The 12,651-nt window shown below is 67.7% G+C and carries 10 protein-coding genes; 3 read left to right on the top strand and 7 right to left on the bottom strand.

The genetic code is table 11. The features are described from left to right. Positions 1–146 precede the first annotated feature (146 nt). The 5 genes from MKK50_RS06990 to MKK50_RS06970 form a co-directional block, all read right to left on the bottom strand. A complete protein-coding gene (locus tag MKK50_RS06990; protein ID WP_499021333.1) occupies positions 147–881 on the bottom strand; it encodes a class I SAM-dependent methyltransferase in 735 nt (244 codons plus the stop codon). 27 nt (positions 882–908) lie between these two features. After that, entirely contained in the window at positions 909–3,497 is a 2,589-nt protein-coding gene (locus MKK50_RS06985) for an LPS-assembly protein LptD (protein ID WP_499021593.1), read from the bottom strand. A gap of 72 nt (positions 3,498–3,569) precedes the next feature. Beyond that, entirely contained in the window at positions 3,570–4,658 is a 1,089-nt protein-coding gene (lptG, locus tag MKK50_RS06980) for an LPS export ABC transporter permease LptG (protein WP_253370455.1), read from the bottom strand. Positions 4,659–4,668: 10 nt separating this feature from the next. Further along, positions 4,669–5,838 (bottom strand): LPS export ABC transporter permease LptF, encoded by a 1,170-nt coding sequence (lptF, locus tag MKK50_RS06975; RefSeq protein WP_253370453.1) that lies wholly within the window; start codon positions 5,836–5,838, stop codon positions 4,669–4,671. Positions 5,839–6,025: 187 nt separating this feature from the next. After that, positions 6,026–6,163, bottom strand: a complete 138-nt coding sequence (locus MKK50_RS06970) for a hypothetical protein (protein ID WP_499021332.1) — start codon at positions 6,161–6,163, stop codon at positions 6,026–6,028. 348 nt (positions 6,164–6,511) lie between these two features. On the opposite strand from MKK50_RS06970, the gene MKK50_RS06965 reads away from it, so the two are divergent. The 3 genes from MKK50_RS06965 to MKK50_RS06955 all read left to right on the top strand — a co-directional run bounded on the left by MKK50_RS06965 (position 6,512) and on the right by MKK50_RS06955 (position 10,644). Continuing rightward, positions 6,512–8,005 carry a leucyl aminopeptidase gene (locus tag MKK50_RS06965; protein WP_499021330.1) on the top strand — a complete coding sequence of 498 codons (1,494 nt, stop codon included), beginning with the start codon at positions 6,512–6,514 and terminating at the stop codon, positions 8,003–8,005. Beyond that, on the top strand, positions 8,002–8,802 hold the full coding sequence (locus tag MKK50_RS06960) for a hypothetical protein (RefSeq protein ID WP_499021329.1): 801 nt from the start codon (positions 8,002–8,004) through the stop codon (positions 8,800–8,802). The genes MKK50_RS06965 and MKK50_RS06960 overlap by 4 nt, the downstream gene beginning before the upstream one ends. A 99-nt stretch (positions 8,803–8,901) precedes the next feature. Further along, positions 8,902–10,644 (top strand): AMP-binding protein, encoded by a 1,743-nt coding sequence (locus MKK50_RS06955; RefSeq protein WP_499021328.1) that lies wholly within the window; start codon positions 8,902–8,904, stop codon positions 10,642–10,644. Between the two features lie 195 nt (positions 10,645–10,839). Here the strand turns inward: MKK50_RS06955 and MKK50_RS06950 are convergent, their stop codons facing one another. Both MKK50_RS06950 and MKK50_RS06945 read right to left on the bottom strand, forming a co-directional pair. Continuing rightward, entirely contained in the window at positions 10,840–11,847 is a 1,008-nt protein-coding gene (locus MKK50_RS06950) for an SGNH/GDSL hydrolase family protein (RefSeq protein ID WP_499021326.1), read from the bottom strand. Next, positions 11,747–12,649, bottom strand: coding sequence for a glycosyltransferase family protein (locus tag MKK50_RS06945; RefSeq protein WP_499021325.1), 903 nt, complete (start codon positions 12,647–12,649; stop codon positions 11,747–11,749). The genes MKK50_RS06950 and MKK50_RS06945 overlap by 101 nt, the downstream gene beginning before the upstream one ends. Positions 12,650–12,651 lie beyond the last annotated feature (2 nt).

Raw genomic sequence — 12,651 nt, 5'->3', positions numbered from 1 at the left:
GATCGGCGGGTCCGTGAAACCCTCCGCCGGGGCGTCCGCGTTGGAGTGACGAGCGAACGCATCGCGCCCGTCGCCCTTCGTTGCGCTCCCGATGCCTTTGCGGGCCATACGTGGGACGATGCCGCCGACACCCCAACCCGAGCGTTTCAGCCTTGCCGGCTCGGCGCCGGGTAGCGCGTGCCGTCCACGATGGCGTCGAGGGGGATGCGGGTCCAGTCGAAGCCCGCCGGCTCGGCGCGCTTGCGGCACAGGATTTCGCTGTGGCCGTACATCTCGGTGATCGGCGCGAAGCGCAGGCCCGGCCGCGCCCGGTCGGTGAAGTAGCCGACGATCGGGCTGCTCATGCCCTTGTCGATCAGCTCGAAGCCGAGGGCGTCGTTGAACAGGGCGCGCAGGCCCATGTCCGAGAACTGGAAGAAGTTCCACGGCCGCTCGTGCGAGCGAAACGAGAAGTGCGTCTCGACGAAGACGTGGCCGCCGACCTTCAGGAGCTTGGCGATCTCGACCGCCGCCACCCAGGGCGCGGCGAGATGCTCGAACACCGCCGAGGAGAAGATCAGGTCGAAGCGCTCGTCTTCGCCGAAATAGTGGGAAAGCCGGTGGGCATCGCCGACCACATCGACGTTCTCGCCCGCGTAGAGATCGAAGCCGACATACTCCGCTTGGGCAAAGCGGTGGCGGAAGTTGGCGCCGGTGACGTTTCGCGAACCCACCTCCAACACGCGCAGGCCCGGCTTGTCGAAGCGCTCCGACAGGATGTCGATCCAGGCGCCGTGCGCCAGGTCCTTCGGCGGGGCGATGCGGTCTCGGCGGAACCTGAACGGGAGCGTGGCCAGGGCGCCATAGGCGCGGATCAGCGAATCGGCCGCCCCCTTCAGCATCGTTGCATTCCGGCGCAGACGACCATCTCAGCGCACCGAGGCGATGCCGTCGGCGGTGGTCGAGCTGCTGACGTTCTGGCGCAGGTCCGCCTCGCCCAGCGTCTTCAGCTCCAGGCGCAGCAGCACGGTCTGGTTGCGCTCGCGCACGCCGATCGCGGTGGCGATGGGCGAGACGATGTAGTTCAGCGAGACCGTGGTGCACTCGTCCTGATAGCCGCCGCCGAGGCTCAGGCCGGAGAGGTAGGTCAGGCCGGGGCTGCTGTAGACCGGGGCGAGGCCGACGGGGTTGGCGAGGTAGGCGGTGTAGAGGTCGGCGAACGTGTCGCGGGTGTCGAGGTAGCGGGTGAAGTCGACGAGCGCCGAACCGGTGACGAACCAGTTCGGGGTGATGCGGTAGGTGGCCGAGGCCGTCACGCCCTCGCGGCGGTGGACGAAGCCGAGCGCCGGCTGCGCCTCGTAGTAGGAGTAGAACAGCGAGGTCTCGAGCGGCAGGAACGGCGAGAACCGCGCGGTCACGCCGGTCTCGAACCGGTTCACGGCAAAGTCGCGCTGGTCGAAGCGGGCGCGGCTGATGAAGCTGATGTTCTGGTTGGGCGAGAGCTGGAACCGGCCCACGAAATCCGAGCGGCGGTTCTCCAGGCCGGAATCGAGGCCGACATTGGCCAGATCCCCGCGGCGGAACGAGTTCACGCCCGCGACCTGGATCGACTCGCCGAACATCAGGTTGGCGTACCAGCCCGACGGGGTCACGACGGAATATTGCGCGCCGAGATTGGCCCGCACGCCGCCCTCGACCCGGTCGTAGCCGGAGAACTTGTCCCACTGGAACAGCGAGGTGTCGTCGAAGACGAGGCTCTGGGCGTCCTCGTTGGGCAGGCGGCCGATCCGGGTCTCGGAGGGCCGGGCGATCACCTGGGCGATCGGCTCCAGGGTGTGGACGCCGAGCCCGCCGAAATCGGCGACGAAGGGATAGCGGTAGTCGAGGCCGATCGCCGGCATGATCCGGCCGGAGAAGCCGTCATCGACGGTGGTGATGTTGTTCACCAGCGCGTTCTGGAAGCCCGAGCGGCTCGGGTTCACGAAGAAGGCGTCGGTGCGCAGATAGGTGAACGGCGTGAAGACCTGGCCGAAATCGTCGATGAAGCTGCGGCGCCAGGAGACCTGGGCCGAGAGCCGCGTGTCGACGCCGCCCAAACCGCGCACGATGCAGCGGTCGCGCACGAAGGTGGTGCAAGTCTCGTAGAGCGGGTAGCTGATCCCGTTGACGCTCGGGGCGAACAGGTAGCTGCCGGTGCGCGGGATGCCCTGGAAGTCGGTCGCCTCGCGGCTGAGGCTCGTGACGTTGGCCTCGAACCGCACCTCGCCGCCGATCTTGCCCGGCCCGTCGATGCGCTTGTCGTAGTCGATCACCGGCAGGACGATCGGCTGCTCCTTCTGCCAGTCGAAGCTCGACAGGGCCTTGAAGTAGTAGCCGCGTGCCTCGAACCACGAGCGGTCGCCCTGGCCGATCAGGTAGGCGGACGAGACCGCCTCGCGGAAATAGTCGGTGGTGATGCTCTGGTTGCGGATGCGGTAGTTGTCGAGGAACCACTTGTCGGTCACGCCGACGAGGTCCCAGCCCGTACGCCAGTGCTCGTTGATGAAGAAGCGCCCGCGCGTCTCGACCGAGCCGCGGAACTCGCGGTCGGCGGCACCCAGCGGCCCCGGCAGGAAGGCCGAGGGCGTCGATTGGAAGATGCCCGACAGGCGCAGGTTGTAGCTGCCGTTGTCGAGGCGCTGGCGGAACTCGGCCTGGCCCAGCACGCCCTGGCGCGAGACGAAGGCCGGCGTGAGCGTCAGGTCGTAGCTCGGGTCGAGATTGATGAAGTACGGGGTCGCGACGCCGCTGCCGAGCGGGGTCGAGGTGATGAAGCGCGGCGTCAGGAAGCCGGTCTTGCGCTTCACCGTCGGGTCGGCGGACTCGAAATAGGGCAGGTAGGCGACCGGGATCCCACCGATCTCGAGGCTCGAATCCTCGTAGGAGATCGTGTGGGTCTCATTGTTGTGGATGATCTTGGCCGCCTTGATCTGCCAGAGCGGCGGCGTCTCCGGATGGTCCTTGCACGGCTCGCAGGCGGTGTAGGTGGCGTAGTCGAAGCTCGATTGCTCGCCCGCGATCCGCTCCGCCCGCGGGGCGGAGATGCGGGTGCGCACCGTCTCGCCCTTCATCACGACAGTCTGCTGGATGCGCAGGGCCTCGACGAAGCCGTTCTTGAAGTCGTCGGTCAGCTCCATCCGCTCGCCGGTGACCAGGGCCCCGGTCTCGTCGGTGAGGCGGACATTGCCCTCGGCGAAGACGCGGCTCGTGCCGCGGTCATAGCGCACCCGGTCGGCCTGGAGCGTGCGCGCGCCGTAATGCAGCTCGGCATTGCCGCGCGCGGTCACGGTGTTGCGGTCGTTGTCGTAGATCAGCTCGTCGGCCTCGACGAGCAGGCGCTGGCCCTTCTCGCCGGGCTTGGAGCCGGCGAGCTTCTCCAGTCCGGCCTGGGCATGGGCGCGCGGCGCGGCGAGCCCGTAGGCTGCCGTCAGCAGTGCGGCCACGGAGACCGTGATCGCGATGTCGGCGACCTTACGCAACGCGCCACCCAACTCCTGTGCAGCCCCCTGCACGACGACCCCGTCCACCCGCCCCACCCGGACAACCGTGCATCAGCCGTCCTCCTGGTAGAGAAGCGTGAGCGTACCGAGCAAGCTCCCTACCACGGCGGGGAACCACGCCGCCACTGTCGGCGCGACCATCCCCGACGCGCCGAGGCCCTCCATGACCTGCCGCGCGACGTAGAGCACGAAGCCCGCGCTCACCCCGCCGAGCACCAGTTTTCCGACACCACCAAAGCGGAAGAACCTTAAGGAAACCGTTGCCGCCACGAGGACCATCGCGAGGTAGAGCAGGGGCGTTGCCAGCAGCACATCGTACTGGAGCCGGTAGCGCGTGGCATCCAGCCCGGCCCGCTCGTGGCGTGCGATGGTCTCGGGAAGTTGCCAGAAGGGCACAGATTCCGGAGGGGTGAAGCGCTGGCGGATCTGGCTCGGATCGAGCGTAGAGGCGACGAGGTAGACCTCGTGGCTCTCGGGCGGTTCATCGCGTGTGAGAACCCGCACATCGCGCAACTCCCACCAGCCGTCGTGCAGGGTCGCCCGTGCCGCCTCGAGCTGCGCGGTGAAGATGCCCGCGTCGTCGAACTGGAACACGGTGACGCCGGCCAGCGTCGTCGTGCCCTCGACCGCCGTCTCGGCGCGGATGATCGCCTGGCCGTCGATGCTGCGCTGGCGCAGCCACAGGTCCTTGCCGGTGCCAGCCTTGGTGGATTTGGCGAAGATCTTCGCCTCGATCTCGCTGGAACGCTGCTTGAGCGCCGCCGAGAGGGGATTGTAGGCGCCGATGGCGAGCGCACCGATCGCCAGCGCCACGAAGGCGCCGGGCTGGAGGAACTGCCACGCCGAGATGCCGGCGGCCCGCGCCACCACGAGTTCGAGCTTGCGCGAGAGCTGCAGCAGGGCGGCCATGGAGCCGAACAGCACCGCAAACGGCAGCACGCTCTCAGCCACGGCGGGCGTGCGGTAGAGCGCGAGCTGCGCCATCAGCCCCGGCGAAGCGCCCTCCGCATCGCCCGCGCGACGCAGCAGCTCGACGAAATCGAGGGTGTAGACCAGGGCGAAGACCGTAAGGAACACGCCGAGGATGGTGCGCACGAAGCGCCACGCGAAGTAGCGGCCGAGGGTCGCGCCGATCAGCATGCCGGTGCCCTCAGGCCCGTCCGGCGAGCGGGCGCCGCCGCAGGCTACCGGCGAGCCTCCGACCGAGCCGGCCGAACCACTCGTTCATCGCGCGGGTTCGGGCGCCGCCGAAGATCAGCAGGCAGGAGAGGGCGATCGCACCGAGCGGCGCGGCGTAGATCGCGACCACGGCGCCAGGACTGCGCACGGCCGCACTGCTCGCGGCAAAGCCCGCGATGCGCAACGCGATGACGCCGAGCACCGCGCCGGCCACGGCGAGGCCCCGGCCCTGTCGCGTGGTGCGCGGATCGCCCAGAGCGGCAAATGCGATGAAGGCCAGCGCCAGCGGGTAGAGCCAGGCCGAGAGCCGGTCATGCAACTCGGCCCGGAAGCGGCCCTTCTGCAGGCGGTAATAGCCCTCGCCCGTATCGGGGAAGAGCAGCGCCAGGGTCGAGCGCTCGCGCGGCTTGTAGACCGTCTCGGAATCCGGCGGCGTGAAGGCGGCGAGATCGACGGCGTAGCGCTCGTAGCTCACGATCGAGGAATCGCGGCTGTCCTTCTGCTGGCGGTGGATGCTGCCCTTCTCCAGCACGAGGTAGGTCTGCCCATCGACCTCGCTGACGCGCCCGCGCTCGGCGAGGTAGACCACCGCCTTGCCGGCCTCGCGCTTGTCCTGGATGAACAGCCCCTGGAGCGAGCCGTCGGCACCGCGCTCGCGGAAATGGAAGGTGATGCCGTTGTCGAGCGCCGTGAACTGGCCCTCCTTGACGACGTTGGCGACGAAATCCCCGCGCACCCGGGTCAGCACGTCGCGCAACTCCTGGAAGGAGGAGGGCATCACCTGGATCGTCAGGAAGGCGACCACGACGCTGATGGCGAGGGCCAGCGTCGCGAAGGGCCGCAGCAACTGGCGCGGCGGCATGCCGGCCGCCGACATCACGATGAGTTCGGAATCGCCGTTGAGCTTGTTGAGCGCGTAGACGCAGGCGATGAACAGGGCGACCGGGGCGATCACCGTGATCAGCGTCGGCAGCGACAGGGCGGTGATGAACAGGAAGACGAGGAGCGTCTGCCCCTTGGCCGTGACGAGGTCGAGTTCGCGCAGGGCCTGCGTCACCCAGATCGTGCCGGTGAGGCCGATCAGGCAGGTGAGGAAGGCCCCGAGCGCGATCCTGAATATGTAGCGCTCGATCTGCGTCATCCGCGCCTTCCGACCCTCGCACCCCTTCCTCGCCGCCGGTCCCGGCGCCGCGCATTCTCGCCGGTCGCGGCGTCCAGGCCAAGCTGTCCCGAATGCCGATGCCTTTGGCCTTGAGTCTCGGGGCGCCCGGATTGAGGCCGTTTCGCGGCGCGGGCCAGTGGTGGCGGGGGAAGGGCTGGGGGCGGCTTCAGGCGGCCTCGGGCCCGGTACGCACCGCGGCGACCGTCATCCGCGGGTAGGCCGCGGCATCCTCAGGCGTGCGGATGTCATTCGCGCTGTCGAATGGCGTCGTCGGCCTTCCTGGCGACGCGTCGGGATTCGACATGACCTCCTGCTCGAGCGGCCCGGGCAAGCACCTTCGCGCAGTTCGTCTCCGGCAGGATACGACGGCGGATAGTCCGGTGCATGAGCAACGATGCTCAAGCGAGCATGCCGCCCTCCGAAGCGGGCTCGCGGACAGGCCGGCCATCACGTACCGCTGGTGGAAGCCTTCCCCTGTCTCCGGTCTCCGGCAGGAACTCGGGCTACTGGCTTGAGTGCCCCCTCGGCAGTGCCCCCCCTCTGCGGCTCGCCCACGCGTTGCGTTCTGCGTTTCAGCGGGTACACAGGTTCGCCGGTTGTCGCGGGATCCGCGGAGGAGCCGGCGGAAGACGGGTTGAGAGCGAAGAGCATCATGGCCGGTGGGATCGAAATCGCCTTTGAACCGCTGTCGTCGCGCGGTGCCGGGGGCGACCTCGTGGTGTTCGTGGGCGACGACCTCGCCGTGTCGGGGGCTGCGGCCGAGATCCTGGGGCGGCCCGGCACCGAGCTGGTCGCCCGCGCCGCCGCGAGCGAGCGCTTCAAGGGCAAGGCGCAGAGCGCGCTGGCCCTCCCGGCCCCGGCGGGCGTGGAGGCCGATCGGCTCGTGGTGATCGGGCTGGGGTCGGAGAAGGACCGGGCCAAGATCGACTGGACCGTGCTGGGCGGCTTCACCGCCGGCAAGGTCGGCGCACGCAGCGCCCGCATCGTGCTCGACGGGCCCGGTTTCGCCGCCAGCGCCCGGGATGTCGCCGACTTCACCCTCGGCGCGCGCCTGCGCAGCTACCGCTTCGACCAGTACAAGACCAAGAAGAAGGACGAGGACGAGGCGGGCGCCGCGCTGACCCTGCTGGTCGCCGACCCGTCCGGGGCGCAAGCCGCCGCGCGGAGCGCCGAGGCGGTGGCCGAGGGCGTGATCCTCGCCCGCAACCTCGTCAACGAGCCGCCGAACGTCCTCTACCCCGAGGAATATGCCCGGCGCGTCTCCGAGCTGACGCAGCTCGGCGTCGAGGTCGAGATCCTCGACGTGGCGCGGATGAAGGAGATCGGCATGGGCGCCCTGCTGGCGGTGGCGCAGGGCTCGGCCCGCGAGCCGCGGGTGGCGATCATGCGCTGGAACGGGGCGGACGACGCCGCCGAGCCGCCGCTGGCGCTGATCGGCAAGGGCGTGGTGTTCGATTCCGGCGGCGTCTCGATCAAGTCGGCCGGCGGCATGGAGGACATGAAGGGCGACATGGGCGGCTCGGCCGCGGTCGTCGGCACCCTGCACGCGCTGGCCTCGCGCAAGGCCAAGGCGAACGTGATCGGCGCCATCGGCATCGTCGAGAACATGCCCGACGGCGCGGCCTACCGCCCCTCCGACATCGTCACCTCGCTCTCGGGGCAGACCATCGAGGTCATCAACACCGACGCGGAAGGGCGCCTCGTGCTCGCCGACGTGCTCTGGCACGTCCAGGCGACCTACAAGCCCAAGGCGATGATCGATCTGGCCACGCTCACCGGCGCGATCATCGTCGCGCTCGGCCAGGACATCGCCGGGCTGTTCTCCAACGACGACGCGCTCTCGGGCCAGATCACCGCGGCCGGCGAGGCGGCGGGCGAGCGGGTGTGGCGGATGCCGCTGATCCCGACCTTCGACAAGGCGATCGACTCGAAGTTCGCCGACATGAAGAACACCGGCGGGCGTCACGGCGGCGCGGCGACGGCGGCCGCCTTCCTCAAGCGCTACGTCAACGACGTGCCGTGGGCCCATCTCGACATCGCCGGCGTCGGCATGTCGTCCACCCCCTCCGAGATCAACCGGAGCTGGGGCGCGGGCTGGGGCGTGCGCCTGCTCGACCGGCTCGTGCGCGAACACTACGAGCGGTGAGCCGCACCGGAGCGCTCTCCGCCGGCCTTGAGGCCGGCCCGGCGGAGACGCGTGCATCGCGATCGGAACGGGGCCGCTTGGCCATCGCCGCGGCGCCGCTGCTGGCAGCACTCGCCGCCCTGTTCGCCGTCTTCCTCACCGGCTTCGATGGTCGCAGCGCGATGCCGCCGGACGTGGCGACGCGGTTCTACGGCTTCTTCCTCGACCGCTACCCGCTCTTCGCCTTCGCGCTGGTCTACGGGCTCACCCGCATCCTGGCGGTGATGCTGGCGCCGGGCCCCGCCTCGCTCGCCCGGCGGGTCGTCGGCGGGGGGATCGGCCTCGTGCTGCTGCTGGGGGTGAGCCTGCACCCGACCTTCGGCGGCCTCGTGCTGCGGGCGGGCTTCGGCACCGGCAGCGGTGCCTTCCTCAACGGCACGCCGATGGTGATCGCCTACACGATGGGGGCGGGCGCCGCTGCGGGCCTGTTCGGGCTGGCCATGGGGCTCGGCGCGCGGCTGGCCGGCCGGCCGGGTCCGGCGCGTAGCGGAGGCCGCTGGCGCAGGGCAGGGCGGGCGCTGCTGGGATGGGCCGCGGGCTTCCTGGCCCTGTGGTTCGCCGCCGCCCTGATCGGGCTCGCCCGCGATGCCGGGTTCGGCCCGTGGCCGCGCCGCCCGCTCGACGCCCGCGACCTCGTCGTCGCAGCAGGGCTGCTGACGGTGGCCGCCCTGCCGCACGGGCTGCTCGTGGCCGCCCGCCTGCGGCCGCAGCGGACAGCCCAGGCAACACCTCAAGCCGCGCGGGCGGGCACGGCTTGATCGAACGCGCCGGAAACGCTTAAGCCACGACGGGAAGCGGCGGAGCCGGCGTGAGGCCGGCCCTCATAAGCCGCATGCCACAGGGCAGGAGGGACGAGGATGGCGCAGGACCGGAGCGCGGAGCGTCCCTGGCTGGCCGCCTATCCCCCCGGCATTCCCGCCGACATCGACACCGATTCCGTCGGCACGGTGGTCGATCTGTTCGACCGCAGCGTGCTGCGCTTCGCCGAGCGCCCGGCGATCACCTGCTTCGGCGCGAGCCTGCGCTACCGCGAGGTCGGCGCCGCGGCGCAGGCGGTGGCGGCGTGGCTCGCTTCCAACGGCTACGGCAAGGCGAGCCGGGGAAGCGAGGCGGGCGTCGACGGCATCGGCGACCGCGTCGCGGTGATGATGCCCAACGTCCCGGCCTGTCCCGTCGCGCTCCTCGGCGTGCTGGTGGCGGGCTGCACCGTCGTCAACGTCAACCCGCTCTACACCCCGCGCGAACTCGCCGCGCAGATCAACGATTCCGGCGCCCGCGTCCTCTTCGTGCTGGAGAATTTCTGCCACACGGTCGAGCAGGCGCTGCCGCAGATGCCGAGCCTGGAGCGGATCGTCGTGGCCGGGCCCGGCGACGGGCTCGGGCTGAAGGGACGGATCGTCGATCTCGTCTCGCGGCGGGTGAAGCGGGCGGTTCCGCCCTACGCCCTGCCGGCCGGGCGGACCCAGCGGTTCGAGGCGGTGGTGCGGGCGGGCCGCGGCCTCAAGCGGCCCTCGGTCCTGATCGAGCCCGGCGACGTCGCCTTCCTGCAATATACCGGCGGCACCACCGGCATCGCCAAGGCGGCGATGCTGACCCACCGCAACATCATGGCCAATGTCGAGCAGAGCCGGGTCTGGTTCCGCGGCCCGTTGGGGGGCGGGGATGGGGAGAGGCAGGTGGCGGTGACGGCGCTGCCGCTCTACCACATCTTCGCGCTGACGGCCTGCTTCCTGTTCTTCTTCCGGCTCGGCGGCTGCTGCCTCCTCATCCCGAACCCGCGCGACCTCGACGGCTTCGTGAAGACGCTCAGCCGCACCCGCTTCACCAACTTCGCCGGGGTGAACACGCTGTTCAACGCGCTGAACAACCACCCGAAGATCGGCACGGTCGACTTCTCGCAGGTCGAGTACGTCGTCGGCGGCGGCATGGCGGTGCAATCGGCGGTGGCCGCCCGCTGGAAGGCGATCACCGGCCAGACCATCCTCGAAGGCTACGGCCTGTCGGAGACCTCGCCGGTTGTGAGCGTCAACCCGCTCGGGCTCGCCGAATGGACCGGAACCATCGGTTATCCGCTGCCCTCGACCGAAGTGACGATCCGCGCCGAGGACGGCACGGTGCTGCCCTTCGGCGTACCGGGCGAACTCTGCGTGCGCGGGCCGCAGGTGATGGCCGGCTACTGGAACCGCCCGGAGGAGACGCGGGCGGCGATGACCGCCGACGGCTTCTTCCGCACCGGCGACGTGGCGGTGATGACGCCGGACGGGCAGATCCGCATCGTCGACCGGATGAAGGACATGATCCTCGTCTCCGGCTTCAACGTCTACCCGAACGAGGTCGAGGACGTGCTCGCCACTCATCCGGCGGTGCTCGAATGCGCCGTGGTCGGCGCGCCCTGCGGCGACAGCGGCGAGATGGTCGTCGCCCACGTGGTCCTGCGCGATCCGTCCGTAGAGCCGGACGCGCTCAGGGCACATGCCCGCGCGAGCCTCACCGGCTACAAGGTGCCCCGCCGGATCGTGATCCAGGACAGCCTGCCGAAGACCAATGTCGGCAAGGTGCTACGCCGCGCGCTGCGGGAGGGCGGGCCGGCGGCCGGGTGAACGGTCCCGGGTGACGGGGACCGTCGCGTCGAAACGCGCTCCGAAGCATCGCCCCCGACCATCGGATTTGGAACGATGGTCCCGAATCTCGATCCGACTCTCTTCACCGCAGATGAGCATCTTTCACAAAGCGCCCGCTGCGCCTTCGTGCACGGAGGAAAAGCGCCCAGCGACCGGGCGTCTTGTGAGAGATACTCAGATCACGCCCTGGTCTCGGAGCGCCTGGGCGAATCCGCGCTCGACCAATGCCTCTGCTGCCCGCCCCGCCCCGAGCCCGGTCAAATGGATGTCATCATAGAACATGCCATCCAAGCCGTCGGCAAACGACTGGATGTCGATGTAATGAGCACCGAGCTGGCAGCATAGGTCTTCGATCTGCCGGTTCGCCAAGCGGCGATTGCGCACCCTGACGGAATACGCGTCCTTGCTTGGATAATGTCCTTGTACATACGCTCCCTGAAAGACAGTCTGGTGCGGGGTCGAAACGAACACGAGCGGAATCGCGAACGCTCGCGCGGCGTCGATGAGCAGTCGATTGAGGGTCGATCGACTGTTCTCGTCCATTTCCTCGCGAAAATTCTGGTCCCAGAAACCCGGCGCGTCGCCGTTGTCCATGATGCTGCGCAGATAGGCGTCTTTGCTCCAGAAGCTGTCGACCTTGAACATCGCTTCCAGATCCATGATGCCGGTCATGAGGAAGACCGCATCCGGTTTCAGCGGGACGACCTTGTTGATGAAGGCATTTAGGACATGGAGCGTCGTACTCCCGCTGTAGCCGCCATTCAGCACATTGATACTCTGACTCGTCTCCTGACGTATCCGTTTCTGGAGCTGCGCACAGAAGCGGTCATCTTCTTTGACGAACAGGCATTCCAGCACGCTGTCCCCCAATCCGATGATCGTCTTACCTGTTAAGGAATGGCCGGACAGAATGAACCCGTTCTCATCGGTACGAACGCGGCACGGGCGGTCATCGATGGCATGACCACGGGCCTCAACGTAATCTGCGGAGGGGATCGCCTCGAAATCAAGGTTGGCACCATATTCCTTCAGTCGGATTGATCTTCCGGCCACACGCCCCTCCGCGATAACTATCAAAATTTCATTTTGCGCGCGACAAGCACCTATCGATGAACTGGTTTGCGGAGCACAATGTTTCCAGCTCGCGCCGGAATGCTTCAGCGCGCCGCAGCTGCTCGTCATAGCTCTCCAAGGCCAAGTCGAGGCGAGACATGAGATTGCTGCCCAGGTCGTTGGTGAAGATGAAGGGGCAGGCCGTCATCCAGGGCGGGATCGGAATAGGCTCCGACACGACCACTGCCCCGACCGCGGCACCGATCAAGGTCCGAGGCTCGAACGACACATGATCCTCCGCATGGATGTTCAAAACGACCTTGGACCTACGAAGCAAACTGACAAGTTCTTCACCGAACAACCCGTGATCGATGCTGACCAATCTAAATTTTCGCCGCTTTAACGGTTCGAGCATTTCGTACCTACGCGGCGAGACACGCCCTATGAAAAGTACATCGATATCTTTATGGCAACTTTTTCGCTCGAAAAGTATTGGATTCAGAGGATAAGGAGGAAAATCTGCAAATTTCATTCCGACACTATCGAAAAATTCTTTTGAAGAGATGTCATAATGATAGAGCTGATCGAACCGCCGGATCGCGCTATTGTCGAAAAAATCGAATTTCCTTCTATGAACCTCTGCTCCGACGATGCGATCCCCGATTTTTTGCGGGAAGATTTCGCTTGAGAAGCCGATTTTCTCGCCGGAAAACGAGAGCAGCACGGATAGCGGCACGAGCTCGGGCCGAAACGCAAGCAGCGCGTCCGGCTTGAAAGCCTCGATTACGTTGAATGCGCGATTCTCAACACCATGATAAAATTCGAGCTTATGGATCAGCGTCTTTCCATGCGTCTCCGGCATGTGAAGTTCAAAGTAGGGTCGGTGCCCCACAACGAGGACCCTGCGCTCGTAGTTCTGGTTGATCGCCATCC

The sequence above is a fragment of the Methylobacterium sp. J-043 genome (assembly GCF_022829505.1).
Lineage (GTDB): Bacteria > Pseudomonadota > Alphaproteobacteria > Rhizobiales > Beijerinckiaceae > Methylobacterium > Methylobacterium extorquens_A.
This window is presented reverse-complemented; position numbering and strand designations above follow the sequence as displayed.